This window comes from Mycobacterium sp. 012931 (assembly GCF_000419295.1).
Taxonomy (GTDB): domain Bacteria; phylum Actinomycetota; class Actinomycetes; order Mycobacteriales; family Mycobacteriaceae; genus Mycobacterium; species Mycobacterium marinum.
Window position 1 is genome coordinate 1,287,888 of record NZ_AOPX01000001.1, and the last position, 26,438, is coordinate 1,314,325.

Here is a 26,438-nt window from a genome sequence, read left to right on the forward strand (position 1 = left end):
TTTTCTTGCCGCGGGTCTCCGGCGGGAGCGATGCGGCCCGGGACTCTAGACTGTCTGCGTGACGAGCGCTCGCAGCCACCAGACTGACACAGTCGCACATGCCGCCACCACTCCCGACCAGCCGCAACCGTTTCACGAGCTGGGCCTCAAAGACGACGAATATCAGCGGATTCGTGACATCCTGGGCCGTCGGCCCACCGACACCGAGCTCGCCATGTACTCGGTGATGTGGAGCGAGCACTGCTCCTACAAGTCCTCCAAAGTCCATTTGCGCTATTTCGGCGAGACCACCACCGATGAAATGCGCGCCGGGATGCTGGCCGGAATCGGCGAGAACGCCGGCGTCGTCGACATCGGTGACGGGTGGGCCGTCACGTTCAAGGTGGAATCGCACAACCACCCCTCCTACGTCGAGCCCTACCAGGGTGCGGCCACGGGTGTCGGCGGCATCGTCCGCGACATCATGGCGATGGGTGCGCGGCCGATCGCGGTGATGGACCAACTGCGCTTCGGCGCCGCCGATGCCCCCGACACTCGCCGGGTGCTCGACGGTGTGGTCCGCGGTGTCGGCGGTTACGGCAACTCGCTGGGGTTGCCGAACATCGGCGGCGAGACGGTCTTCGACGCGTGCTATGCCGGTAACCCCTTGGTCAATGCGCTGTGCGTGGGCGTCTTGCGTCAAGAGGACTTGCACTTGGCGTTCGCCTCCGGCGCCGGAAACAAGATCATCCTGTTCGGCGCGCGGACCGGCCTGGACGGCATCGGCGGGGTGTCGGTGCTGGCCTCGGACACCTTCAGCTCCGATGGCGAGGGCGAGGGCGCGCGCAAGAAGTTGCCGTCGGTCCAGGTGGGCGACCCGTTCATGGAAAAGGTGCTCATCGAGTGCTGTCTCGAGCTCTACTCGGGCGGACTGGTGATCGGCATCCAGGACCTCGGCGGCGCAGGGTTGTCGTGCGCCACATCGGAGTTGGCCTCCGCCGGGGATGGCGGCATGGCGATCAACCTGGAAGCCGTCCCGCTGCGCGCCAAGGAAATGACGCCCGCCGAGGTGCTCTGCAGCGAGTCGCAGGAACGGATGTGCGCGGTGGTGTCGCCGGAGAACGTGGATGCGTTCATGGCGGTGTGCCGCAAGTGGGACGCGCTGGCCACGGTTATCGGCGAGGTCACCGAGGGCGACCGGTTGCGCATCACCTGGCACGGGGAGACGGTCGTGGACGTGCCACCGCGCACGGTGGCCCACGAGGGCCCGGTGTACCAGCGTCCGGTCGCCCGCCCCGACACCCAGGATGCGCTCAACGCCGATTCGTCGAAGAGCCTGCCCCGCCCGGCTACCGGCGACGAGCTGCGCGCGACTTTGCTTGCGCTGCTTGGCAGTCCGCACCTGTGCAGTCGCGCGTTCATCACCGAGCAGTACGACCGCTACGTGCGCGGCAACACGGTGCTCGCCGAACATGCGGACGGCGGCGTGCTGCGTATCGACGAGGCCACCGGTCGCGGTATCGCGTTGTCGACCGATGCGTCGGGGCGCTACACCCTGCTTGACCCCTACACGGGTGCCCAGCTGGCACTGGCCGAGGCCTACCGCAACGTCGCCGCGACCGGCGCGACCCCGGTGGCGGTGACCAACTGCCTCAACTTCGGCTCGCCCGAGGATCCCGGCGTGATGTGGCAGTTTGCCCAGGCAGTGCGCGGCTTGGCCGATGGTTGTGTGGCGCTGGGAATTCCGGTGACCGGCGGCAACGTCAGCTTCTATAACCAAACCGGGTCGACGGCGATCATGCCCACCCCGGTGGTCGGGGTGCTCGGCGTGATCGACGATGTCACTCGTCGCATCCCCACCGCGATGGGCGCTGAGCCCAGCGAAACCCTGATGCTGCTGGGCGATACCCGAGACGAGCTGGACGGCTCGATCTGGGCACAAGTCACCGGCGAGCACCTGGGCGGCACGCCCCCCGCGGTCGATCTGGCGCGGGAGAAGCTGCTGGCTGACGTGCTGCGCGCGGCATCGCGGGACGGGCTGGTCTCCGCGGCGCACGACCTGTCCGAGGGCGGACTGGCCCAAGCCATCGTCGAATTGGCATTGGCGGGTGAAACCGGCTGCCGCATTGTGCTTCCCGACGACGCCGACCCGTTCGTCATGCTCTTTTCCGAATCGGCCGGCCGGGTGCTGGTGGCGGTGCCGCGCACCGAAGAGAGCCGGCTACGGGCCATGTGTGAAGCGCGAGGATTGCCCGCGGTGCGTATCGGGGTTGTCGACCAGGCATCCGATGACATCGAGGTGCAGGGCTTGTTCACGGTCTCGCTGGCCGAACTGCGCGCGACGTCTGAGGCGGTGTTGCCGAGATTTTTCGGGTAAGTCGGCTGCGCGCGCTGGCTCTGGCCGCCGGCTTGGTCGGCTGGAGCCTGGCCAGTCCGCGGCTGCCGGCGCGGTGGCGGGTGGCGCTGCAGGCCGTTTTGGGTGGCTTACTTGTGCTGGTGACCCGCGCACCACTGGGGCTTACGCCGCCCCGGTTGTGGGCCGGGCTGCGACTGGGCGCGGTGGCCGCCGCCCCGGTGGCCACCGCGATCGCGGCGACGACTCCGGTGCCGATGGTGCGCCTGTCGATGTCCGAACGCGACCTGCCCGCATCGGTGCCGGGCTGGCTCGGGCTGCAGATTCCGTTCGGGACGGTCTGGGCCGAGGAGGCGGCGTTTCGTGCGGCACTGGCCACCATGGGCACCAGAGGTTTTGGTCACGTCGGTGGGCGGTTGCTGCAGGCGGTCACCTTCGGTCTGTCCCACGTCGCCGATGCGCGCGCGACCGGTGCGCCGCCGGTGCCTACGGTGCTGGTCACCGGCCTGGCCGGCTGGCTATTCGGGTGGCTGGCAGAGCGCAGCGGCAGCCTGGCCGCACCGATGGTGCTGTACCTGGCAATCAACGAGGCGGGGGCGGTTGCGGCGCTGACGGTCCAGCGTCGCTGGATTAACGGTGCCGAAATCACGCCGCGGCGCCGCTATACTTGACACGCTGGCTTTTCGCAGCAAACGACTCGACCGAGAGGCTTGGCACCCCAGGTGCACAGACTTAGGGCCGCGGAGCATCCGCGGCCGGACTACGTTCTTCTTCACATCAGCGACACCCATCTTGTCGGAGGGGATGACCCTCTCTATGGTGCAGTAGACGCCGACAGCAGGCTGGCTGAACTCCTTGAACAGCTCAAGCACTCGGGGGTGAGCCCCGATGCGGTGATTTTCACCGGCGACTTGGCCGATACCGGTGAAGCGGCGGCCTATCGTAAGCTGCGCGCGGTGGTCGAACCTTTCGCCGCCGAGTTGGACGCCGAACTGATCTGGGTGATGGGCAACCACGACAACAGGGCCGCCCTGCGCACGTTCCTGCTGGACGAGGCCCCGTCGATGGCGCCGCTGGACCGGGTAAACATGATCGACGGCCTGCGAATCATCACGCTGGACACCTCGGTGCCCGGGCATCACTACGGCGAGGTCCGGGATTCCCAATTGAGATGGCTCGCCGAAGAGCTGAAGACCCCCGCCCCGCACGGCACCATCCTGGCGCTGCATCATCCGCCGATTCCCAGCGTCCTGGACCTGGCCGCAACGGTGGAACTGCGCGACCAAGCCCGGCTGGGGCGGGTGCTCGAGGGCAGCGATGTCCGGGCCATTCTGGCCGGCCACCTGCATTACTCGACCAACGCCACCTTCGTGGGGATCCCGGTCTCGGTGGCCTCGGCCACCTGCTACACCCAGGATCTCACCGTTGAGGTCGGGGGAACCCGGGGCCGAGACGCGGCGCAAGCCTGCAACCTGGTGCACGTGTACCCCGACACCGTGGTGCACTCGGTGATTCCCATCGGTACCGGCAAAACCGTGGGCACCTTCGTCTCGCCCGCGCAGGCGAAGCGTCAGATTGCCGAAAGCGGGATGTTCATCGAGCCGTCACGGCGGGACTCGCTGTTCAGCCACCCTCCGATGGTGGTGACGCCATCGGTTCGGTCAAATCCTGCGGATTGATATCCGCGGCAACCTTTTCCCATGGCGCGGGGATGGGGAAGTAGCGCTCCAGGAAATTGACCACGCGCTCCGCCCGCTCGGTGCCGCCGACTTCGGGGAAGCTGCCGTCATTGAGGCAGAAGAAGTCATAGTTGCGGCGCCTGCGTAATTCGGGAAGTAGGCCGAGCCCGGCGCGGGTGGTGGTGTCCACGTAGAGGACCTTGGCTTTCTCTTGCTGGACGGCCTTGCCGGTCATCAGCGCGTAGTAGTGGTACAGCGAATTCGTCACCGAGATGTCGGTGCCGGACCGGAAGGCGCTGGCCTGGGTCCGCGCGAATTCCTCCGGAAACTCCCGCTCCAACTCGATGAGCACGCTCTTGCGCAGCGGCACGGCGGTGTGTTCGAGGTGACGGGTGATCATCTGACCGAATCGGGCGAACAGCAGCTGGCGGTTCACCCGGGCCGCGTTTTCAAAGCCACTGCGGGCCGGATCGTTTGCCCCGAGCCCGATCCTCGTATTGGCCTCGATGAACCGGGTGACGCCGCCAGGGGAGAAGAACATGCTGGCCTTGAGTGGCCGGCCAAAGAACATGTCGTCATTGGAATACAGAAAGTGCTCGCTGAGCTCGGGGATATGGTGCAGCTGACTCTCCACCGCATGCGAGTTGTAGGTCGGCAATGCGGCCCGGTCGGAAAAGTGGTCCTCGGCGCGCACCACCGTGACGTTCGGGTGCTCAGCCAGCCACGGGGGCGGGGTTGAATCCGTCGCGATGAAAATGCGACGGATCCACGGCGCGAACATGTTTACCGATCGCAGCGCGTATTTCAGCTCGTCGATCTGACGGATCCGCGCCTCGGCGTCGTCGCCTTCTCCCACCACATGCTGCGACATCTGTGTGGCGCGTCGGGCCCGGAACTCCGGGTCGCTGCCGTCCACCCAGGAAAACACCAGATCGATGTCGAACGTCACATCGCTGGCGTGAGGTGTGAACATCCCATCCAGCGTTGGCCATTTGTATCCATATAGCTTGACCGACGAAGGCGAAAGTTCGTCGCGCGGCAATACCTTGCGGGTGAGGGAGTTTTCTATGGGGCACCGGATGAGCGTTTCCTCGAAGACCCAGAATTGGATCTCGACACCAAACATTGCGCCATAACGAAATCCGCCCGGCGCAATCCGCCGGCGATACAAACGCAGAATTTGCGGATCGGCCACCCTGGAAAGGTGGCCATTAGCCAGCAAAACGGGAGAAATTCCTTTCTCATCAATCGTTTTGGCGTACATCGGTTCGGTGGCACACGCCGCGGCGAGAGCGCGTTCGAGGGCGGGACGCAACTGTATGTCGACCGCAAGAATCGGGCGGCCGCTGTGGTTGCGAATCAGCAGGAAGGGAATGCCAGCCCGGTTCAACGTCTTTCGCAGGAAGACGAGGTCCTCGATCTGTGCCTCTTGGGGGGTGAGGCTCGATTCCAGGCGGGCAATCTTGCCGCCCCGGGTAACGATGATGGGAGCCAGGCCGCGCGCGGCGGGCCGACTGCCGTCACGTGAAGGGATCTTGGGCATCGGAACACCGCCTTAGGTAAGAGTGATTTCGGCACCGCGAGGATCTCACACTTCCGGCGCCCCCGCAGTGCGAGAGAGCCCGGCGGCAGCGGGGGGCTCCGGGTCCCCTTAGCTACGTCGACAAATACTGCGCCGCAGACGATTTAGCACTTTGCCGACATCTGCAGGACACCTCGCCGTTTCCGGCATGACCTATGATGTCGGGTTCGTTGAGGCGTTGTTTCAGTGCACCCGGTCCGGCTGGTCGGCGACGATGCTGCCGTCGGGTTGCCGCAGCGGCGCCGGGCTGCCGTCCGGGTCATCGAACCCCTGGGTCGCGCAGGGATACGGCGGGTGTGCCGGGAGCGGGTCGATGAACATGGGATTGACCAGCCAGCGCCCGTCGGCGTCCGCGTAGGCGCGACACATCAGCTCGATCTTGTTGCGGTTGATCACCAGGCGCAACGCGGTGGCGTCGGTGAGGAACGTGGCGTCCCCGTTGGAGTCTCCGGCCGCGAACGATTGGCGGCGCCCTTCGGGGAGTTGGTCGAACGCGGCCGGCCCCGAAACCCCGAAAACCTGCTCGTTGACCCGGCACCGTTTGCCTTCGTTGAAGGGGATTGACGGCTCCCCGCCGCACTGGGCCAGACGCGTCGTGAGCACCTCGCCGTCGTGTTCGGTGCGGACACCCATCACATGGTCGGCGGCGATACCCACGTCCGCGGCCCACACCCGCACCACCGGCTCGGCCGATGCGGAGATGATCCGCACATCGAATCCGTTGGCCTGCAAGGTCGCCACCAGGTCCCGCATCTGCGAGTAGTAACGCACCCAGGCGATCTGTTGAGTGCTGCCCACCGTCTGTTCGGCATTCTCGGCCGCGTCCAGGTTCTCCTGCCGGGCCGCGGTGACAAATCCGGTGACCTCTGCCTCGGTCCAGCCGGCCAATAACTGCGCGGCCCAGGCATCGGCGGGTTGCATGCGCCGATGGTTGAACCCGGCGAATGCGGCCGCCCCGGATCGTGTTTTTTCGTTCGTGTACACCGAAATCAGCTCGTCGGCGCATCCGGTTTCGGAGCCGGTCGGCAAGGGCTGGCCGGGCGCCGCGAGGTCGCCACAGGCCGCGGCCAGGGCCGCGGCCGCCGGCGGGGTCAGATACGGGCTGGTGCTGGTCCAGTCGCCGGCCGCGGGCTGGCGCACCTTGGAATTGCGGATCATCCAGAACAATGTCGCGTTGCCGATGTCGTTTCGCACCATGGTGTTGTCCCAGTCGAACAACGCCACCGGAGCCCCGTCTGCCACCGAACCGGACTTGCCGCAGCTGCCGAGCCGGCCGATCATCTCGTTGATCCGGTCCCGATTGTCGCCGTACCATCCGGGATCGGCGGCCATCGTCCGGCAGGCAGTCCCGGTCGAGCTGGTCGAAGCGGTGCCCGAATGATCGCCGCCGCCGCTACAACCGGCCAGCCCCAGCATCGCCGCAGCAGCAAGTACCCGCACAGGCCAAAGTCTCATCGCTCGTCTCTCGCACGGTGGGTTTCGGTGATCGCAACATTAGGGGTTAATGGTGTTCTCACCGAACTGACGTCCCCAGACATATTCGTTGAGCAGGGGTTGTCCGATCTCGAGATGGTTGTAGGGCGCCATGTTCGCGCCGACGTCCATCACCAGATACGGAGCGGGCCACAAGTCGCGGGTGATCGTCTGCCAGCACCCCGGTCGCCCGCCGGGGCCGCCCCGCGCATTCACCCGCGGCAGATTCTCCGGATAGATATACGGATTCGGCGCACCCGATATGGCGCCCGATGAGGCTGCTCCCAGCGAGTAGCCGTTGAAGCCCAGCGCGTTGCGGATCCGGGGGGCGACCTCGTCGTAGTTGCGGATGGTGCAGAAGATCTCCGGGCTGTACTCGTCGAGCAGCTGGCCGGTGGGCACCAGATCGGCGGCGCCGCGGGTCAGGTAGGGGCCGCCCCGCTCGAACACCTCCGAGCCGTTGTTGGCCAAACCGACCGATGCCAGTAACGCCGCATCCAAATCGCTACGTCGCTGGTTGACCTTGCGCGCGACGGTCACCGTGGAGTTGACGGCATCCCATAGGTCCGCCGAGGCGTCGGCATAGATGTCACCCAGCGCCGCCAGCCCCCTGATGTCGCGGTGCACCTGCGGCATCAGGGGGTTCACGTCATCGAGGATGGCGTTGCCGTTGACCAGTGCGGTGCCCAACCGATCGCCCAGGCCGCTCAGGGCCTGCGCGGCCGCGCTCAGCGTCAGGTTGAGCTTGACCGGGTCGACCTTCTCGCTGATCGCCGTCACATTCTCGAACAGCGTGTTGAATTCCGTGGTCACCGAGGTCGCGTAGATCACGCTGGCCGGCGTGATGTGTTGCGGTGCCGGGTCTGTTGGCGAGGTCAGGGACACATATTTGTTGCCGAAAACGGTCGTCGCCTTGATGGTTGCCGACACATTGGCCGGAATTGACCCGATGTACTTCGGCGTGACGTCTAACGCGAATCTGGCCGCTGGCGCGCCGTCATGGGTGACCTCGGTGATGCTGGACACCCGGCCGATCTGCACACCGTTGAACGTGACCTTCGCGCCCGGATCGGTCACCAAACCGGCCCGCGGAGCAATCATGGTCAATCGGGTCTTGGGGATGAACGTCCCACGAAACTGCCAGTACAACATCGCACCGAAGAACACCAAGACCATCAGGGCCGCTAGACCGATGATCTTGTAGGGCGGCCGCGATCGCGGGTCCATGATTCTGAGACCCTAAGGTATGGCCGCCCGCGATAGAACCGATCCGGCAAAGACCCGCCAGATTGTCTTGGAGATTGCGGACTGGCTGCGCGACGAATCCCATCCAGCGCCGGGCCGCACCGCGCTGGCAACGGCGGTTCGGCTCACCGCGCGCACGCTGGGTGCGGTGGCACCCGGCGCGGCCGTCGAAGTCCGGATCCCACCTTTTGTCGCCGTGCAGTGCATTCCCGGGCCCAGACACACCCGCGGCACTCCGCCCAATGTCGTCGAAACCGATCCGCGCACGTGGTTATTGGTGGCCACGGGGCTGTTGAGGTTGTCCGAGGCGACGGCGACCGGCGCGTTGACGTTGTCCGGCTCACGGGCAGATGAAATCGGACACTGGCTACCGCTGATTGATCTCGGCTGAATTTTATGTCCTGGCCTGTGATTATTGTTCAACGCGGAAGATGACCAAAAGGAAAACGCAGGTTTGATTCGGCCCCACGGCCATGGTGGCCGTAGACTCTTACTCGTCACCAACCGCGCCCCAGGGAGTCGCCAAACCGTGACCGCACAGCAGTCCGAAGAAGACTTCAACGCGCCTCGTGAAGAATGCGGTGTATTTGGGGTCTGGGCCCCGGGCGAAGATGTTGCCAAACTCAGCTACTACGGCCTTTACGCGCTGCAGCATCGCGGCCAGGAGGCGGCAGGCATTGCCGTCGCCGACGGCTCGCAAGTGCTGGTCTTCAAGGACCTCGGCCTGGTCAGTCAGGTGTTCGACGAGCAGACGCTGGCAGCCATGCAAGGGCATGTCGCCATCGGGCACTGCCGGTACTCGACCACCGGCGACACGACCTGGGAAAACGCCCAGCCCGTCTTCCGCAATACCGCTGCGGGCACCGGAGTTGCATTGGGTCACAACGGCAATCTCGTCAACGCGGCCGCCCTTGCGGCGCGCGCCCGGGACGAGGGACTGATCGGAAACCGATCCTCGGCGCCCGCCACGACGGACTCGGACATCCTGGGCGCACTGCTGGCCCACGGCGCCGCCGATTCCAGTCTGGAACAGGCCGCCTTGGAGCTGTTGCCGACGGTGCGTGGTGCCTTCTGCCTGACCTTCATGGACGAAAACACGCTGTATGCCTGCCGCGACCCGCACGGGGTGCGGCCGTTGTCGCTGGGCCGGCTCGATCGCGGCTGGGTGGTGGCATCGGAAACGGCCGCGCTCGACATCGTCGGTGCGTCGTTCGTGCGTGACATTGAACCGGGCGAGCTGCTGGCAATCGATGCCGACGGGGTGCGGTCCACCCGCTTCGCCAACCCCACCCCCAAGGGTTGCGTCTTCGAGTACGTCTACCTGGCACGCCCGGACAGCATGCTCAACGGCCGGTCCGTGCACGCCGCCCGGGTGGCGATCGGTCGTCGGCTGGCCCAGGAGCGCGGGGTCGAGGCCGATTTGGTGATCGGCGTGCCGGAGTCGGGTACCCCTGCCGCGGTTGGCTATGCGCAGGAATCCGGCATCCCCTATGGACAAGGGCTGATGAAGAACGCCTACGTCGGGCGCACGTTCATCCAACCGTCACAGACGATCCGCCAGCTCGGTATCCGGTTGAAGCTCAACCCGCTCAAGGAGGTGATCCGCGGCAAGCGCCTGATCGTCGTGGACGACTCCATCGTGCGGGGAAACACGCAGCGCGCCCTGGTGCGGATGTTGCGTGAGGCCGGTGCCGTCGAAGTGCATGTGCGAATCGCCTCGCCGCCGGTGAAGTGGCCCTGTTTCTACGGCATCGACTTCCCCTCGCCGGCCGAACTGATCGCCAACGCCGTCGAGGACGAAAACGAGATGCTCGAAGCCGTGCGTCACGTGATCAACGCCGACACGCTGGGCTACATCTCGCTGCGGGGATTGGTAGCGGCCACCGAGCAACCGATCTCCCGGCTGTGCACCGCCTGTTTCGATGGCAAGTACCCGATCGAGCTGCCCGGCGAGACCGCCCTGGGCAAGAACGTCATCGAGCACATGCTCGCCAACGCGGCGCGCGGAGCCGAGCTGGGCGACGTTGCGACCGACGAAGTACCCATCGGGCACTGAGATGTGCGCGGCGCGAGAGTTGCCGATACCGGCGGTGAGCGCCGCCCGGTAGCCTTTATCGCGATGACGGATCCCGAAAAAAGTCCAGAAAGCTCCGGAAGAGGCCCAGCCAGCCAAGGCGTCACGTACGCGGCGGCAGGTGTGGACATCGAAGCCGGCGACCGAGCCGTGGAGTTGTTCAAGCCGTTGGCAACCCGGGCCACCAGACCCGAGGTGCGTGGCGGGCTCGGCGGATTTGCCGGATTGTTCACCCTGCGCAACGACTACCGCGAACCGGTGCTGGCCGCCTCCACCGACGGGGTCGGCACCAAGCTGGCGGTCGCGCAGGCGATGGACAAGCACGACACTGTCGGTCTTGACCTGGTCGCGATGGTGGTCGACGACCTGGTGGTGTGTGGCGCGGAGCCACTGTTCCTGCAGGACTACATCGCGGTCGGCCGGACCGTGCCGGAACGGGTCAGCGCGATCGTCAGCGGCATCGCTGAGGGTTGTGTGCGCGCTGGCTGCGCCCTGCTGGGGGGTGAGACCGCTGAACATCCCGGGCTGATGGCACCCGACCATTACGACATCTCGGCCACCGGGGTGGGTGTGGTCGAAGCCGACAATGTGCTGGGGCCGGAACGCGTCAAACCCGGCGACGTCATCATCGCGATGGGCTCGTCGGGGCTGCATTCCAACGGTTACTCGCTGGCCCGCAACGTCCTGCTGGAGATCGACCGGATGAATCTGGCCGGTTATGTGGAGGAGTTCGGCCGCACGTTGGGTGAAGAGCTATTGGAGCCCACCCGGATCTATGCCAAGGACTGTCTGGCGCTCACCGCTGAGACGCATGTCCGAACGTTCTGTCACGTCACGGGTGGCGGGTTGGCCGGCAACCTGGAGCGGGTAATCCCGCATGGGCTGGTCGCCGAGATCGACCGCGGCACCTGGACACCCGCGCCGGTGTTCGCGATGATTGCCCAGCGCGGCCGGGTGGTGCGCGAGGAGATGGAAAAGACCTTCAACATGGGCGTCGGCATGATCGCCGTGGTAGCCCCTGAAGACACCGACCGGGCGCTGGCCATACTGACCGCGCGCCACCTGGACTGCTGGGTGCTGGGCACCGTCTGCAAGGGTGGCAAAGAGGGTCCACGTGCCACGCTGGTGGGCCAGCACCCGCGATTCTAGAAACCACAAGCCCTAGGGCGGAGTCGCCACCGGCGTAGCCGGTGGCGACCGAACCCTAGGGTTGGAATGTCAGCGGGAAACCGACCTGTGCGCCTAGCGGCGCCAGCTCTCCTCGTCGTCCCACGAGTCTTCGGTGTCGTCCACTTGGTCGGATGTGTCGGGACTTGCACCCGACAGCTCGCGCTGAAGCCGCTGGAAGTCGGTCTGCGGGGAGCTGTATTTCAGTTCTCGAGCAACCTTGGTCTGCTTTGCCTTAGCCCGGCCGCGGCCCATGGGGGAACCCCCTCGCGAAATAACGGAGCGGCCTAACAAGTAGGCGGCTCCGATCTCTTAGTGTCGTTATTGTCCTGCGGACAGCTTACCGTGCCGCGCGAGCGCGCGTGGGGCACCCTGCCAGCGGGCCCGGCCAGAATGGCGGACGTCACAGGGAATCATCGCGCACTGCCCCGTAATCGGTCCAGAGCCAGCCTTCCGGCGCCCACTTCGTCCGCCGGTGGCAGAGACTGCGCATCGATCAATGCCGGGATGGTGGCTTCGGCGCCGGTCATCAGCGCGGTGTCGGCGGGCAGCCCCCGCTTGGCCAAGGCCAAGGCAACCGGGCCGAGGTCCACGTGATCGACCACCGTTCCCACCCGTCCTACCGAACGCCCGCCGGCTAACACCGAGTCGCCGGTGGACGGTCGGTCCGTGGAACCGTCCAGATGGAGCAGGACCAGCATCCTGGGCGGTTTACCCAGGTTGTGTACCCGCGCGACCGTCTCCTGGCCCCGATAGCAGCCCTTGTCCAGGTGCACGGCCCCGATGCCGGGGCCACCGATCCAGCCGACCTCATGGGGAATCGTGCGTTCATCGGTGTCGACGCCCAGCCGCGGGCGCTTGGCCGCCACCCGATGCGCCTCGTAGGTCCAGATGCCGGCCGGTCGGACCCCCGCCTGCGTCAGGCGGTGCTTCCAGTCGGCGGTGCCGTCACGCGGTACCAGCAGATCCAGTTCGATCTGGCCGGCGCTCGACGGCATCCGGCGGGCGAAGCCGCCGCCCGGCAACGGGACCGCCATCAGGTCCGCGGGCAGCGCATCGAGACCGAGTGCGTCGAGCACCGCTTGGTCGGACAACTGCGGCCCGATCAACGACAGCACCGCCAGGTCTGCGGTGTCGGGGGTCACCTCCGCCCAGAACACCATCTTGCGCAGGTAGTTCAACAGTGGTTCGCCGCGCCAGGGTTCGGTATCCAGATAGGTGGTTGCGCCCAACTCGGTCTGGACCCAGTGGTCTTCGACTCGGCCCTGCCCGTCCAGGCTCAGATTCTGGGTGCTGGCCCCCTCGGGTAGCTCTCTGACGTGCTGCGTGGAGATGTTGTGCAGCCAGCTCTGGCGGTCTTTTCCGGTGAGGGTGAGCACGGCTCGATGCGAGCGGTCCACCAGCACGGCGCCGGTTTCGGCGGCGCGCTGTTCGCCGAGCGGATCGCCGTAGTGCCAGATTGCGCCGGCGTCGGGACCAGGATCAGGAGCGGGAACTGCGGACACACCACAACTCTACGGAGCGGCCTAGATCGGAAAAAGCATGGCCAAGAACAAGACAGCCATCCCGCCGGCCATCATCGCCTGAACCGAGTCGCCCAGCCAGCTGTACCGTGGCGCGCATTGCCGCCGGTCGAACAGGCGCCGCAATATCCAGAACGCCCCCGCGCCCGCGAAGCCGACGGTGCCCAGCCAATTGGCCGCGCTGAACCAGAGCGGTGCCCCGCTGGTAGCCGGCATGTTTATCGCGGTCATGGCTGTGCCCGGCATTGACATGACGGCATACATCCAGGCTGTCGCCAGCATCATGATCGCGTGATAGCCATACCGCACCCGTACCGCAGTCGTTGGGGCTGCGCGCAGTGCCATCACCGCGAACCACACGGTTGCCAGCAGGAAAAACGCGACAGGCCCCGTGGTCGGCAGCCGGGTGGCCCAGGGCCAGGCCATGGTTGCCATCGCAACGGCCATCGCGAAGTGCAGCCCATGACCGACGACCAGCGTCCACGGCCGGCGCACGGTGATGATCGGCAGGCCGCATTCGGCCGCGGACAGCGCGAACAACACGGTCACCACCCAACGCAGGGGCAGGTCGTGAATCATGCGTTGATTCGGGATCGGTGGGGATGCAAGTCGCCGTCACACGTCGCGGCCGAAGCGGCGCAACCGCAGCGAATTAGTCACCACGCTGACCGAGGACAACCCCATTGCGGCGCCGGCCACGACGCAGGGAACGCCGGAGCCCTGGGCCACGACGGGATTCAGTACGCCGAGTGCGGCAAGTGGGATCGCGGCGGTGTTGTAGCCGAAAGCCCAGCCCAGGTTCTGGTAGATCGTGCGCAGTGTGCGCCGCGACAGCTCAATCGCTGAAACGACACCGTCGAGGCGCCCCGACATCAGGGTGATGTCGGAGGCTTCAATGGCCACATCGGTGCCGGTGCCGATGGCAATGCCCAGGTCGGCCTGCACCAGGGCGGGGGCGTCGTTGACGCCGTCACCGACCATCGCGACAATGCGGCCCTCGTCCTGCAGTCGCCGAACCTCGTTGACTTTGTCCGCCGGCAACACCTCGGCGAGCACCCGGTCAATGCCCACCTGAGCCGCGATCGCGGCGGCCGTGCGGGCGTTGTCGCCGGTGATCAGCGCGACCTGCAGGCCCATGGCGTGCAGCTGGCTGACCACGTCGGCGGCGTCGTCCTTGACCGTGTCGGCCACCGCGAGCACACCCACAACCTGGCCATCCTGGCCGACATACACCGCGGTGCGGCCGCGCTCTTCCAGGTCCGCGGCCGCCGCGGCCAGCTGCTCGGGCAGCCGCAGGTGTTGCTCGTCGACCAGCTTGCGCCGCCCGACCAGCACGGACTTACCGCCAACCTCGCCTCGGACCCCATGCCCGGCCAGGTTGGTGAACTCGGTGGCGGGCGGAACCTCCAACTCCCGCTCACGTGCGCCGGCGACGATCGCGGCCCCGATGGGGTGTTCGGAACCCGACTCCACCGTGGCGGCGATGCGCAACACCGCATCCGGTTGGCGCCGCTTTCCGGCGATGACATCGGTGAGCTCCATCTGGGCCCGGGTGAGGGTGCCGGTCTTGTCGAACACGACGGTGTCGATCTTCTTCGAAGCCTCCAGGACCTCGCCGCCTTTGACCAGGATCCCCATGTCCGCACCCCGGCCGGTGCCGACAATGATCGCCGTGGGCGTGGCCAGGCCCAGTGCGCACGGACAGGCGATGATCAGCACCGAGACGGCCGCGGTCATGCCGGCCACCGGGTTGGCGGCGAGCAGCGTCCACCCGGCAAAGGTTGCGGCGGCATTGCCGACGACCACCGGCACGAACACCGCCGAGACCCGATCGGCCAACCGCTGCACGGGGGCCTTGCCGCCTTGCGCCTCCTCGACCAAGCGCACAATCTGCGCGAGCGCGGTATCGGCGCCGACAGCGGTGGCGCGCACGGTCAGCAGCCCATCGGTGTTGACGGTGGCGCCGGCAACCCGGTCGCCGACTCCCTTTTCGACCGGAACGGATTCGCCGGTCAGCATCGACTCGTCGACGGCTGCCCGCCCGTCGATCACCTCTCCGTCGACCGGGATCTTCTCCCCGGGCCGGACCCGCACCAGGCCTCCGACTTGCACCCGGTCAACCGGCACGAGGTGTTCCTCGCCGTCCACGATCAGCCGGGCCTCTTTGGCGCCCATCTCGAGGAGCTTGCTGATCGCCTCCCGGGTCTTCCCGTGGGCGGTGGCCTCGAAATAGCGGCCCAACACGACGAACGCGATGATCAGCGCCGCGGTGTCAAAGAACAGCGGGCCACCGGCGAACAGCTGATAGGTGGAGTAGATGAACGCGGTCAGCGTGCCCAACGAAATCAGCGTGTTCATGTTCGCCGAGCGGGCCCGCGGTTGCTGCACCGCCCCCACCAGTAACGGCCACCCGGCGATGAATTGCACGGGTATGGTCGCGGCGAACGCCAGCCATCCCGCCCACGGGTATGCGCCGAAGAACATCGTCAAGCCAGAGGCCAGCAGACCCAACGGCCACGCCAACCAGGCCCGCCGCGACCAGAAGCGAATTCTGCTCCGGGCCTGCTCGCTCGGCGACAGCTGAGTCGCGGTGTCCTGCTCCGGCGAGTAGCCGATGCGATCCAACGCCGCGCGCAGTCGCGCGATCTCCGGCGGGGGGTCGTCGTCGTTGTCGTCGGTGCGCATGCCCAGCAGCGCTCGTGCCAGCCCGCCGATGACCCTGCCCACGACGCCGCCGTCGGCGATGCCGGCCGCACGGGCGGCGGGCGCGGGCGCCGATGCGTCACCCGCGTGCTCGGCCTCGGCGATCGCCGACACGATGGCGGCGGTGTCGCAGTGGGCGGGTGAGTACCAGATCACCACCGATGCCGTTCGCGGATAGGCGCGCACCGCACGCACACCGCCGACCCTGCCCACCGACTCCTCGATCGCGGCAGCCCGGGTGGCGTCGATCGCAAACCCATTGGCATGCACCCGCATCCGTCCGGCCGCCGCGGACACCACGGTGACCGTGGCATCGGCGGCGCAGGCCAGCTCAGTGGCAAGCATTGTTGGCCTTGGTGACGATGCTCGGCGGCGTGTCCTTGGCCGGTGGTGGCGCAACTTCGGCGCCCACCCGCTCGACCGCTTCGGCCAGCACATCGGCAGCCGCCAGGCGAACCCGCTCGGTTGCCTGTTTGGTCCTGCGTTCGGTGGTACGCGCGGTCCGCAGGCCCCAGGCCGTCGCCGTCACCGTTGCCGACCGCCACGGAGCTTTCGCCAGCGCTTCGTAGGTCGCGACACCCACCACGCCGGTCACCACCGAGGGCACCGCCTTCGTCCACAGTCCATGCCACAGTGTCATCTCGCGCTCCCTTCACTTCTTGCCTCGTCACAAGTTGCGGACAGGCGCCGGGCCTGGCCGCCACAGCTAGGTGCGAACCGCGGCGATCCCTTCGCGGATCGTCATGCCGGGCTCTGTGCCGGTTGGTCGCCAGGGGGTTCGCAGACCACGGCGCCGCCCAGCTGCGCCTGTGGGCCAGTCAGGGCGGGCGTGAACTTCACCGCGTCGATCAGTTCGTCAATGGCCGCCTGGCCGCGCCCATCAAGCACCGCCGCGGAAAAGCAGGTCTCCAGGTGGTTGTGCAGCATCACCCGATTTGCCCGCTCCAGCGAGGACTGAACCGCGGAGAGCTGCTTCATGACGTCCACGCAGTAGGCATCGGATTCCAGCATCCGAATGATCCCGTCGAGGTGCCCTCGAGCCGTCTTCAGCCGGTTCAGCGCCGCACGTTTCTTGTCGGTCAGCTCGTGGCTCATGGCCGGTACCAGTTCCGCACGATTCCAGCGTACTCCACCCCACCCGGGGTGGGGTAGACGCGATTGGCGGGCCGTCCGCTGGCGTCAGGCACTGCCGCGAGTACGCCCGCCGCGGGCCACTAGGCTGCTGGGACATGACAGGGCAGACCGGTGTTGTCGTCACGCTTGATGGGGAGATTCCCGAGCCCGGGACCCCGTTACTGCACGCCTATGATCTTGCGGCGGTCCGGGGCGACGGCGTGTTCGAGACCCTGCTGGTGCGCGACGGTGCGCCGTGTCTGGTCGAGCCGCATCTACAACGCCTGACCACCTCGGCTCGATTGATGGATCTGCCCGCACCCGATCTCGCGCGCTGGCGGCACGCGATCGACGTGGCGGCCCGGCGCTGGGTGGCATCCACCGGTGCCGAGGGATCGCTGCGCCTGATCTACAGCCGCGGCCGGGAGAGCGGTTCGGCGCCCACCGCGTACGTGATGGTCAACCCCGTACCCGAGCGCGTTGCGGCGGTCCGGCGCGCCGGCGTCGCCGCGATCACGCTTGACCGCGGACTGCCGGCCGTCGGCGCCGACGCGATGCCCTGGCTGCTGGCCGGGGCGAAGACGCTGTCCTACGCGGTCAACATGGCTGCGCTGCGTCATGCGGCCAACCAGGGCGCCGGAGACGTCATCTTCGTCAGTTCGGACGGTTACGTCCTGGAGGGGCCGCGCTCGACGGTGGTCATCGCCACCGACTGCGACGGCGGGGCCGGTGCAAATCCGTGCCTGCTCACACCCCCGCCGTGGTACCCGATCCTGCGCGGCACCACGCAACAGGCGCTGTTTGAAGTCGCCCGCGCCAAGGGCTACGACTGCGACTATCGGGCACTACGCGTCAACGATCTCGCTGACGCACACGGAATTTGGTTGGTGTCGAGCATGACCCTGGCCGCCCGCGTGCACACCCTCAACGGTCGGCGGTTGCCCCGTTCCCCGATCTCCGAGGCATTCTCCGAACTGGTTGACGCCGCCGTCGTCAGCGACCGCTGAACCCAGAAAATCTGTTGTGGGCACGCCGATGCGGGGGTACGGTCGGCCGTACACAGGGAAGGAGGTGGTCCGCGAATTGAGTACTTCATGGACATGTGAGGTGGCTACGCGCTAGCTGCATTGGCTCGGAAGAGCTGGCGTTACGCGCGCTGGCGAATCCCCCGTAGCCACCCGACCCCCGGGCTTTCGGTCTGTCCAACCGGAACTTCGCTCGGGGGCCGCTCCATTTCCGCGGAAACCCAACCCCTCGAGTTGCCGAGCTATCCGCGCTCGCCGGCCCGCGCCGCCGGATCGAACTCGCGGTACCGACGTGCGAACTCGTCGCCGGGAACCGGCCACTGTTCGCCGTCGCCGTCGCGCACCACCCAGTCGCCGTCGGCCGCGGTAGCCGGACCTTCCGGGGTGCTGATCGCCTCCCCGGCGTGCGCCGGGCGGGCTTGCACCGGCCCCTTGCGACGCCACTGTCCGTCGCCATTTTGTTCGTAGCTGGCCCGGAAAACATCGTCTCGCACCGACCACGTCTTCCCATCCGCCGCAACGGCCCAGTCGCCGGGGTCGGCGTGCCTGGTGCGCCCCGAATCCGACGTCCATGCCCAGGGCGCGTTTCGTTGTTGCGCGCTGACGGTTCCGACCCGGATAAACGGTCGCCACAGCGGACGCGACCGGTAGCCGAGCCGGCGCAGGCTCCACAGGGTGTCCGCCAAGCTGCCCAACGCGGCGTTGAGCAGATCCCGATCGCCTTCGACGACCGCCCAGTCGACGAGCCTGTCGTGGAGCTTGCGGGCGTCGTCGCGGGTGGGGCCGTAGCTCCAGCCGTTGCGGCGGTAGTAACGACACCAGTCTTCGTGCTCTGCCCGCGCCATGCTCAGCGCCGCATGGCGGTCAAAGCCCATCAGCGAAAGCTGTTCCAGTGGCGGTGATTCGGCCATCTCTTGGCTGGACAGTGGTTTGGCCGGGTTGCCCCAGGTGTTCCAGGTATGTCCGGCGATCTGTTTGACCATCCACAACGCGTTGCGTACCCGGCGCCGGGTGGACCCACGATAGAACTCGTTGAGCTCGGCCCACGGCATCGTGGCGGGTGAGCGCGATTTCGTCGGGCCGATCCCCGCGACCTTGCGTTCATGGATCAGCCGTGCCGCCCGGTCCCAAACGTCTTGGATCCTTCCCTCCCGGGTGTCGAGCACCAGGGAGTAGGACTGCGGCAATCCGACCACCTGGATCGAGTCGTCGGTGATGTTGGTGCCGAGGTCCGAGGCGTACACGGGCATCTCGGGAAAGCGGGCGGCCAGCCTGGTCCCGCGGGTCGCGGCGTCGGGACCGGCCAGAATCACCCCGCAGTTGGTGGGGTCGGCGTCGGAGATCAACCGCCACATGGTCGGCACCGTCGGCGCCTCCGAAACCGCAGTGACTGCCGGTCCGGTCGATGACCCGAATCCGGCTTGCTGACGGTAAAACTCGTGATCGCGCACGTAATCTTCGGCGTCCGTCTCGACCAGGGTAAGCGCTGGCAGCGGGGGCGCGCCGGGTGCGGTGTAGAAGTCACGCTCCAGGGCGCGGCGGGTCAGCTCGGCGCACAGCGCCAGGGTCAACTGTGAAGAGCCGCAGACGAATACGCGCGTGATCCGGCCGGTCGCCATGACCCCGTCGAGCAGCCGGCTGGCCGTCACCTCGTACTTGCCGACCACATCGGCCGCCCAACGGGTGTCGGATCCGCCGAATTGCTTGGCGCGCCAGGATTCGGCCAGCCACGGGTCATCGATACGCACGATGAGCGGCAACCGTTGCTTGTTGCCAAGCTGGGCGACTCGGCGACCGATCACATCGAGCCAGAGCAGGTTGGTCGACGGGTCGGGCGACATCAGACAAAGCCGCCCCAGGTGGCGCCACAGGCGCAACGAAGCCAGCGAGGACGGCGCGTTGAAGTCCACCAGCACGACGCGGGCGCCCTGCCGGCGAGCCCGTTGCACGTGTTCGTTGTCGGCGTTGGTGATCAGCACCAGGGTGCCGTGACGGTCCAGCGCCCGCGCCACACCGCTGAGCATGGGTTGGGTGTCGTCGTCGCCCCCCACGATCACGGTGACCGAATCGGCGAGCTTGGCCCGCAACCGGTCCACCCGGGAACGGAAGATGCCGACCACCACACCGCCCAGGCCGGTAAAGATCGCCGAGAGTGCGGCGAACCGGGCCAATTCGAGTGCGACCGGGGTGGGATTGGGGCAGGTGCGTCCGCTCAGCGAGGTATCACCGACACCGCCTTTGACCAATTGGGCGGTCCACATCAGCGGGGTGAAGACGGCCGGATGGTTGTCGTCGTGGCAGCTCCAATACGCGCTGAGTCCCAGCACGGCGCTTGCCGAAACGAGCAGCGCGATGACGGTGAACGACACCCCCACCAGCCGGTGGCTGGCACTGGACCGGAAGGTCAGCACGCTGACCGCGCCCAGCACACCCACCACGATTGCGATGGTCGCCATCGATCCCGGCCGGCCGAACCAGCTCACCGGACTCGGCAGCTGGTCCAGGATGGCGGGCTGTAACGCGACGGCGGCCAGATAGCCGATCAGGAGCAGACCGACCAGCGAGAGGACCTAACGTGCCAGCGGCGCGGCTTTCCTGCTGCGCAACATCGGCCGGCTCCCTTCGCGGCTGAGCGGCTGCTTGAAACGTGGAACAAGTACACGCAGAACCGTCGGCGAAAGGCAATAAGAAACTAGAGGTGGGGGTTGGTTTTGCCGGGCCGGCGCCGGGCGCTACTAGCCGGCGTAGCGCGACAGGCGGGCCGAAAGGTGCGGCACCAAGCCGCCGTCGGCGTCCACTCGTTCCTCGACATAGGCGAGGTCGCCGCCTTCGATGATGCCGTAGAGCCGCTTGGCGCCGCCGACCAGCACTCCGGACCGGCTTCGGGCGAGCGCGTCGGTGACCAGCTCCCAAGATGACTGGGTGAGCGGGCGGCCGTAGAACAGTTCCACGTAACCGGCCGAATGCGCCAACAGCAGCTCGATGGCCTGCGATTCGCTCGGATCGTCCTCGGGGTCGCTGACGAAGCGCCAGAAGCCGGTCTCACGCAGGCCCGGCTCCTCGTACTGCCCGTCCTCGTCGAGGCGCCATGACCGGGCTTCCCAATTCAGATAGTCGCCACCATCGTGGGAAACCACGATCTGCTGGCCGAACCGGTAGTCGCCGTGGGGTCCGCGACCCTCGCCCTCACCACGCCACACTCCGACCAGCGGCAGCAGCGCCAGCAGCGCGTCGTGCAGGTTGGCGCCGTGGCGCAGGTTTGCGGTGTCGGCGGGTAGCGGTAGGTCGTCGAACGTGGGGATATTGCGGGCGGCGGTCAACTTGGCGCGTTCCGCCGCAGCGGCGACGGCGCGATCACCCGAGCCCGCTACTGCATCCGGTCCGTCCTGGCTCGCGTCAGACGTCACGACTCGTCAGTGATAAGCCGATACAGCGCATAAAGCGCGAACCAGGAGATGACCACGGTCGCAAGGACCAGCAAGATCTCGTAGAACAGCACCACGCCGATGATTCTATTCGGCCATGCGGGTCGGCGAGTGTAGGAGGGTCCGGGGACCCTCAGGCGATCTTGACATCCACCTCGTGGATGCCCGCCCCCGACGGTCTGACCACGGCGTCACCGTTTCCGGCCTTGGACAGTGCGCGCACGGTCCACGATCCCGGCGCGGCGAAAAACCGGAAGTCGCCGGTCGCCGATGCCACGACCTCGGCGGTGAACTCGTCGGAGGAGTCCAGCAGCCGCACGAACGCGCCGCCGATGGTCTGCCCGTCGCGGTCCACGACGCGACCGGTGATCACCGTTTCCTTTTCCAGGTCGACGCTGGCGGGCAACGTCAGTCCTTGCTTGGGCGCAGTGCACATATCAATTTCCCAACTCGATCGGGGCGCCCACCAGGGAGCCGTATTCCGTCCAACTGCCGTCGTAGTTCTTTACCTTCTTATGCCCGAGCAGTTCGTGTAAGACGAACCAGGTGTGTGAGGACCGTTCCCCGATGCGGCAGTACGCAATGGTTTCCTTGGCGCCGTCGAGACCGGCATCGGCGTAGAGCTTGGCCAGCTGCTCATCGGTTCTGAAGGTGCCGTCCTCGTTGGCGGTCCTGCTCCAGGGCACGTTGATGGCGCCGGGAACGTGGCCGGGCCGCTGACTCTGCTCCTGGGGCAGGTGCGCGGGCGCGAGAATCTTGCCGGAGAATTCGTCGGGGGATCGCACGTCCACCAGGTTCTTGACGTGGATGGCCGCGATCACCTCGTCGCGGAACGCCCGGATCGAATTGTCCGGTGCCACCGCGGTGTAGGAGGTTGCCGGCCGGCTCACGGCGGCGGTGGACAAGGGGCGCCCATCGAGCTCCCACTTCTTGCGGCCGCCGTCGAGGAGCTTGACGTTCTGGTGTCCGTACAGCTTGAAGTACCAGTAGGCGTACGCGGCGAACCAGTTGTTGTTGCCGCCGTAGAGGACCACGGTGTCGTCGTTGGAGATGCCGCGGTCGGAGAGCAGTTTGGAGAACTGCTGGGCGTCGACGAAGTCGCGCTTGATCGGATCCTGCAGATCGGTGCGCCAGTCCAGCTTGATGGCACCGGCGATGTGGCCGTCATCGTATGCGCTGGCGTCCTCGTCGACTTCGACGAAGACAACGTTGGCGGCCCCGGAGTTTCCAAGATTGCTCTTAGCCCAGTCGGCGGAGACCAGGACGTCGGTGCGTGCCATGGTGTCGGTCCTTTCAGGTTATTCTGGTGAACAGCAGTTAGGCGGGGTGGGGATCGCGTCGCAGGCGTGCGGCCAGCGGGTAGAGCTCACAGCCCAAACAGATGCCGAAGGCCGCATTCAGGAAGGCAGCCACCAGTGCCAGCGCGGTCGCGACCGCGCCGACCAGGAACGGGCCGAGGGCAAAGCCGGCGACGCCGCAGACCGCGAACACCAGCCCGACGAGCTGGGCGAACTTCAGCGGGGGGACCGGCTCACGCTCCCGAACCGCCGCGATGCGAGGTGCCACGAATGCCGAAAACAGCACTCCATATGGGTGCCGGCGCGGTCCGGCGAAGGCACCGACGGCGAACGCGGTGGCCTGCAGGCCCAACACGACCGCGGCGGCGGCGGGGTTGAGGGCCGAGATGATCAGGACCACCAGCAGAACCGCGGTGGTGACCCATGCGGCGAACCGGGGTCCTCGAACGTCTACCAGCTCGACTGCGGTGCGGGTGTTGGTGCTGGACACGGACTGCTCCTAGAAATGGCTGTTGCGCGGCGATGCAGGGCACTTCGGGCGATATAGCGATATAGGGCGAAGTGGGGAGATAGGCCACGGTCAGATTCCGCGGCTGCCCCGAGTGAACTGCGTAGACGACGCAGCTACTCAGCAGCTACAGCAACAGCAACAACCCGCGATGCGGCACAGATCTACTGCGCGACGCTTGGTGAGCAGAGGCTCAAGGCGGGCTGACACGCCGGTCAGCTTACCCAATAACCCAACGACATCGTGATCGAGCCACCAGAGCGGCGCGCACGCCGCCGCGGTCACGACTGCTTGAACCCCTCGAGGGAAATCGTCACGTCGTTGGTGATGCCTTCGATGATGATGTCCGAACCCCGGGCCCCTACCGTGTTGGGGGCCACGGCGAACGGCAGCTTCTGGTTCGGCAGCCGGCTGCTGAAGGCGCGCAGCACCGCACCGAGTTTGTCGTCCGGAACGGTTTGGTCGGCGGTATCGGGGCCGGTGACGACGCGGGTTGGGGTGATGACCAGGGTCGACTGGTCCTCGGGGGCGATGGACACGTCCACCGAGACGCTGACCCGTTGATCAAAGTCGGCCGATGTCGGCGTTCCGCTGAGCACCAACCCGTGACCGTCCGATATCCCTGACTCGGTCGTGCCTCCGGTGGCGTCGTTGCTCTCCTGCGGGGGCGCCTGCACCATCAGATCGCTGATGCGGAGGTGGCGGCCCAGGTGCATCGAGTCGATGATGATGCGGCTTTCCAGCTTGTGCACCGTCATCCGCGAATTCGGCTCGATCAGCCAGGAAGCCTGGGAGAGGTCGATCGAATGCATGGTGGCTTCGAGCGTGGCCACGCCGACCACGGCGTGCTCGACGGCAATGGCCTTGATCTCCAGCTCGAAGTACCGATGCCTCATCGCTTGCGGAATGAACGGGAAGCCGAGGATGGCGACAAACGGGTCCGACCCCAGGTGCGCAGCCTTGCGTACGCTGGTCGACAGCCGGTATTCCGCGTAGATGCTGGCCCCGAAGTCGATGCCGACGGCACCGAGGATGACGATGCCCAGGACGATCGCGGTTGCAGTGAGTCCGACCAGCACCTTGCGCATCCGCATATTGTGGCCTACCGGCCGGATTGATCCGATCGGATCGTCGTGCTGGGCCGCGCCCCGGTCATGAACTGTCAGCTTGGTCACAGTTACCGGGACGGACCTGGGTGGGTCGGCCCAGGATGCGGCCGCCGGTCAGTCGAACCGCCAGGGCGCTAGCACGACCGCTAGCTGGCGGTTGTCGCTGCACGGCGGGCAAAGAGCGTGCCCTGGGCAGATCCTGGGCGGCGCAGCCCCGGGCGGCCGGCGCGACGCGCCGCGGGGCCCTCCGGCCACCCGTTTCTGCCTTGCGCAACGCCTTATCGTCGGGCCAAAGACCAGGTGGCAAGTTATCGTTAGATGTGCTGGGCGCTAACGTCACATGTCGCGATGAATCTGGGAGATGCCTTTCCCACGACGCTGGAGGGGCTTGTTGGAGTTATTACTACTAACCTCGGAGCTGTATCCCGACCCTGTGTTGCCGTCACTGTCGTTGCTTCCTCACAATGTACGGACGGCCTCAGCGGAGGCTTCTTCGCTACTGGAAGCGGGCAACGCGGATGCGGTGCTTGTTGACGCTCGCAACGATCTATCGGCGGCTCGTGGTCTTTGTCGTCTATTGAGCACGGCCGGCAGGTCGGTGCCGGTGTTGGCGGTGGTGAACGAGGGCGGCCTGGTGGCGGTTAGCGCCGACTGGGGTTTGGACGAGATCCTGCTGCCCAGCACCGGACCCGCTGAGATCGACGCCCGACTGCGTCTGGTGGTCGGCCGCCGCGGAGGTCAGGCCGATCAGGAGAGCGTCGGCAAGGTCAGCCTGGGCGAGCTGGTCATCGACGAAGGCACCTACACCGCCCGGCTGCGCGGCCGGCCCCTCGACCTCACCTATAAGGAGTTCGAACTACTGAAATACCTCGCGCAACATGCCGGTCGCGTGTTCACCCGCGCGCAGCTGCTACACGAGGTATGGGGGTACGACTTCTTCGGTGGCACCCGCACCGTCGATGTGCACGTGCGGCGCTTGCGGGCCAAACTCGGCCCCGAGCACGAGGCGTTGATCGGCACGGTACGTAACGTGGGTTACAAAGCGGTTCGACCGGCGCGCGGACGGTCAGTGGCCGTCGATGCCGACGACGAAGAGGCCGAGTCGGATCACGACGGTTACGAAGAGCCAAGGGTTGACCCGTTACGCAGTCCGTGACGGCGGGGCAATGGCGCTCGCATCTGACCGACGATCAACAGCGGCAGGTGCGTGATCTCGTCACGGTGGCAACACAAGTCGACGGGGTGGCTCCCGTGGGCGAGCAGGTGCTGCGGGAATTGGCCCAGCAGCGCGCCGAGCACCTGTTGGTCGAGGATCAATCACCAGGGAAATCCGCCATCGGCTATCTGAATCTCAGTCCCGCCCATGGGGCCGATGCCGCGATGGCCGAGCTGGTGGTGCATCCGCAGGCGCGGCGGCGCGGGATCGCGACCGCAATGGTGCGTGCGGCCCTGGCGAAGACGGGCGGACGAAACCAGTTCTGGGCGCACGGCACCCTGGCACCCGCTCGGGCCACGGCGTCCGCGCTGGGGCTGACCCCGGTCCGCGAACTGGGACAGATGCGGCGGTCGCTGCGCCAGCTTCCCGAACCGGTGATCCCGAACGGACTGCAGATCCGCACGTATGCCGGAACGGAAGACGACGCCGAGTTATTGCGGGTCAACAACGCCGCCTTCGCCTATCACCCCGAACAGGGCGGATGGACCGAAGCAGACTTGGCCGAGCGCCGAGGTGAGCCATGGTTCGATCCCGCTGGCCTGTTTCTGGCCTTGGAAGGCTCCGAAGGCGCCGAGGACTCCCCAAGCGGCCAGCCCAGGCTGCTCGGCTTTCACTGGACCAAGATTCACCTCGATGATCCCGGCCTCGGCGAGGTCTATGTCCTGGGTGTCGATCCAGCCGCGCAGGGGCGCGGGCTGGGCCGCACGTTGACGATGATCGGTCTTCGCTCGTTGGCTCAGCGGTTGGGGGATCGCGATCTCGGCCACGAATCCACGGTCATGCTCTACGTGGAGTCGGACAATATCGCCGCCGTGCGGACCTATCAGGGGTTGGGCTTTTCCACCCATAGCGTCGACACGGCCTACGCCCTGGCGGCACCGGACGCGGCGTTGGCCTAGCGTCGGTGGTCGGCCCGGTTGCGTGTGCGCCGAAGGGCATACTGGCCGGGTGGGTCGGCAATCCGTC

25 protein-coding genes are annotated in these 26,438 nt (G+C 66.6%); 9 read left to right on the plus strand and 16 right to left on the minus strand.

All coding sequences use genetic code 11. The features are described from left to right. Positions 1-58: 58 nt before the first annotated feature. From purL to MMSP_RS05760, 3 genes are read left to right on the plus strand one after another with little or no spacing between them, the layout of a single operon-like run. Positions 59-2,356 (plus strand): phosphoribosylformylglycinamidine synthase subunit PurL, encoded by a 2,298-nt coding sequence (purL, locus tag MMSP_RS05750; RefSeq protein ID WP_020785839.1) that lies wholly within the window; start codon positions 59-61, stop codon positions 2,354-2,356. After that, complete coding sequence (locus MMSP_RS05755) at positions 2,344-3,003, plus strand: CPBP family intramembrane glutamic endopeptidase (RefSeq protein WP_086084720.1); 660 nt, start codon at positions 2,344-2,346, stop codon at positions 3,001-3,003. The genes purL and MMSP_RS05755 overlap by 13 nt, the downstream gene beginning before the upstream one ends. Before the next feature lie 51 nt (positions 3,004-3,054). Beyond that, positions 3,055-4,011, plus strand: a complete 957-nt coding sequence (locus MMSP_RS05760; protein WP_036426235.1) for a phosphodiesterase — start codon at positions 3,055-3,057, stop codon at positions 4,009-4,011. On the opposite strand, the gene MMSP_RS05765 is transcribed toward MMSP_RS05760, so the two are convergent. The 3 genes from MMSP_RS05765 to MMSP_RS05775 all read right to left on the minus strand — a co-directional run bounded on the left by MMSP_RS05765 (position 3,956) and on the right by MMSP_RS05775 (position 8,293). Further along, on the minus strand, positions 3,956-5,554 hold the full coding sequence (locus MMSP_RS05765; protein ID WP_020785841.1) for a stealth family protein: 1,599 nt from the start codon (positions 5,552-5,554) through the stop codon (positions 3,956-3,958). The genes MMSP_RS05760 and MMSP_RS05765 overlap by 56 nt on opposite strands. Positions 5,555-5,776: 222 nt before the next feature. Then, entirely contained in the window at positions 5,777-7,033 is a 1,257-nt protein-coding gene (locus MMSP_RS05770; RefSeq protein ID WP_020785842.1) for an HAD family phosphatase, read from the minus strand. A 54-nt stretch (positions 7,034-7,087) separates the two neighbouring features. Beyond that, the gene (locus MMSP_RS05775) at positions 7,088-8,293 is read right to left on the minus strand and encodes an MCE family protein (RefSeq protein WP_020785843.1); all 1,206 of its coding nucleotides are present in this window, start codon (positions 8,291-8,293) and stop codon (positions 7,088-7,090) included. 19 nt (positions 8,294-8,312) lie between these two features. Between MMSP_RS05775 and MMSP_RS05780 the strand changes: the two genes are divergently transcribed. The 3 genes from MMSP_RS05780 to purM all read left to right on the plus strand — a co-directional run bounded on the left by MMSP_RS05780 (position 8,313) and on the right by purM (position 11,534). Beyond that, complete coding sequence (locus tag MMSP_RS05780; protein ID WP_012396412.1) at positions 8,313-8,702, plus strand: sterol carrier family protein; 390 nt, start codon at positions 8,313-8,315, stop codon at positions 8,700-8,702. A gap of 138 nt (positions 8,703-8,840) precedes the next feature. Then, on the plus strand, positions 8,841-10,367 hold the full coding sequence (purF, locus tag MMSP_RS05785; RefSeq protein WP_015357281.1) for an amidophosphoribosyltransferase: 1,527 nt from the start codon (positions 8,841-8,843) through the stop codon (positions 10,365-10,367). 63 nt (positions 10,368-10,430) lie between these two features. After that, a complete protein-coding gene (gene purM / locus MMSP_RS05790; protein ID WP_036427112.1) occupies positions 10,431-11,534 on the plus strand; it encodes a phosphoribosylformylglycinamidine cyclo-ligase in 1,104 nt (367 codons plus the stop codon). Positions 11,535-11,627: 93 nt separating this feature from the next. Here purM and MMSP_RS05795 read toward each other — a convergent pair whose 3' ends face one another. The 6 genes from MMSP_RS05795 to csoR form a co-directional block, all read right to left on the minus strand. Beyond that, positions 11,628-11,807, minus strand: coding sequence for a DUF3073 domain-containing protein (locus MMSP_RS05795; RefSeq protein ID WP_011738758.1), 180 nt, complete (start codon positions 11,805-11,807; stop codon positions 11,628-11,630). 158 nt (positions 11,808-11,965) lie between these two features. Beyond that, a complete protein-coding gene (locus MMSP_RS05800; RefSeq protein WP_015357279.1) occupies positions 11,966-13,057 on the minus strand; it encodes a folate-binding protein YgfZ in 1,092 nt (363 codons plus the stop codon). A gap of 21 nt (positions 13,058-13,078) precedes the next feature. Further along, the gene (locus MMSP_RS05805; protein WP_020785845.1) at positions 13,079-13,654 is read right to left on the minus strand and encodes a DUF5134 domain-containing protein; all 576 of its coding nucleotides are present in this window, start codon (positions 13,652-13,654) and stop codon (positions 13,079-13,081) included. 36 nt (positions 13,655-13,690) lie between these two features. Further along, on the minus strand, positions 13,691-16,054 hold the full coding sequence (locus tag MMSP_RS05810) for a copper-translocating P-type ATPase (RefSeq protein WP_152522482.1): 2,364 nt from the start codon (positions 16,052-16,054) through the stop codon (positions 13,691-13,693). Positions 16,055-16,109: 55 nt separating this feature from the next. After that, positions 16,110-16,418 (minus strand): DUF1490 family protein, encoded by a 309-nt coding sequence (locus MMSP_RS05815; RefSeq protein ID WP_015357275.1) that lies wholly within the window; start codon positions 16,416-16,418, stop codon positions 16,110-16,112. Positions 16,419-16,519: 101 nt separating this feature from the next. After that, positions 16,520-16,873 (minus strand): copper-sensing transcriptional repressor CsoR, encoded by a 354-nt coding sequence (gene csoR / locus MMSP_RS05820; RefSeq protein WP_015357274.1) that lies wholly within the window; start codon positions 16,871-16,873, stop codon positions 16,520-16,522. 134 nt (positions 16,874-17,007) lie between these two features. Between csoR and MMSP_RS05825 the strand changes: the two genes are divergently transcribed. Further along, positions 17,008-17,898: an aminodeoxychorismate lyase gene (locus tag MMSP_RS05825; protein ID WP_020785847.1), complete on the plus strand. Its 891-nt coding sequence runs from the start codon at positions 17,008-17,010 to the stop codon at positions 17,896-17,898. A 260-nt stretch (positions 17,899-18,158) separates the two neighbouring features. Here the strand turns inward: MMSP_RS05825 and MMSP_RS05830 are convergent, their stop codons facing one another. The 7 genes from MMSP_RS05830 to lmeA all read right to left on the minus strand — a co-directional run bounded on the left by MMSP_RS05830 (position 18,159) and on the right by lmeA (position 24,241). Further along, positions 18,159-20,372: a RyR domain-containing protein gene (locus MMSP_RS05830; protein ID WP_235065679.1), complete on the minus strand. Its 2,214-nt coding sequence runs from the start codon at positions 20,370-20,372 to the stop codon at positions 18,159-18,161. 279 nt (positions 20,373-20,651) lie between these two features. Beyond that, a complete protein-coding gene (locus MMSP_RS05835; protein ID WP_012396402.1) occupies positions 20,652-21,323 on the minus strand; it encodes an FABP family protein in 672 nt (223 codons plus the stop codon). Between the two features lie 151 nt (positions 21,324-21,474). Then, positions 21,475-21,777 (minus strand): DUF1416 domain-containing protein, encoded by a 303-nt coding sequence (locus MMSP_RS05845; protein ID WP_011738766.1) that lies wholly within the window; start codon positions 21,775-21,777, stop codon positions 21,475-21,477. Between the two features lies 1 nt (position 21,778). Further along, positions 21,779-22,621, minus strand: a complete 843-nt coding sequence (locus MMSP_RS05850; protein ID WP_020785849.1) for a sulfurtransferase — start codon at positions 22,619-22,621, stop codon at positions 21,779-21,781. Positions 22,622-22,658: 37 nt separating this feature from the next. Further along, complete coding sequence (locus MMSP_RS05855; protein WP_015357271.1) at positions 22,659-23,129, minus strand: DUF4395 domain-containing protein; 471 nt, start codon at positions 23,127-23,129, stop codon at positions 22,659-22,661. A gap of 138 nt (positions 23,130-23,267) precedes the next feature. Further along, positions 23,268-23,432 (minus strand): Ms5788A family Cys-rich leader peptide, encoded by a 165-nt coding sequence (locus tag MMSP_RS29740; protein ID WP_369688737.1) that lies wholly within the window; start codon positions 23,430-23,432, stop codon positions 23,268-23,270. Then, positions 23,429-24,241: a mannan chain length control protein LmeA gene (gene lmeA / locus MMSP_RS05860; protein WP_036427113.1), complete on the minus strand. Its 813-nt coding sequence runs from the start codon at positions 24,239-24,241 to the stop codon at positions 23,429-23,431. The genes MMSP_RS29740 and lmeA overlap by 4 nt, the downstream gene beginning before the upstream one ends. Positions 24,242-24,644: 403 nt before the next feature. On the opposite strand from lmeA, the gene MMSP_RS05865 reads away from it, so the two are divergent. Further along, positions 24,645-25,412, plus strand: a complete 768-nt coding sequence (locus tag MMSP_RS05865; protein WP_086085189.1) for a response regulator transcription factor — start codon at positions 24,645-24,647, stop codon at positions 25,410-25,412. Continuing rightward, on the plus strand, positions 25,409-26,371 hold the full coding sequence (gene mshD / locus MMSP_RS05870) for a mycothiol synthase (RefSeq protein ID WP_036426238.1): 963 nt from the start codon (positions 25,409-25,411) through the stop codon (positions 26,369-26,371). Before MMSP_RS05865 ends, mshD begins: the two co-directional genes overlap by 4 nt. Positions 26,372-26,438: the final 67 nt, after the last annotated feature.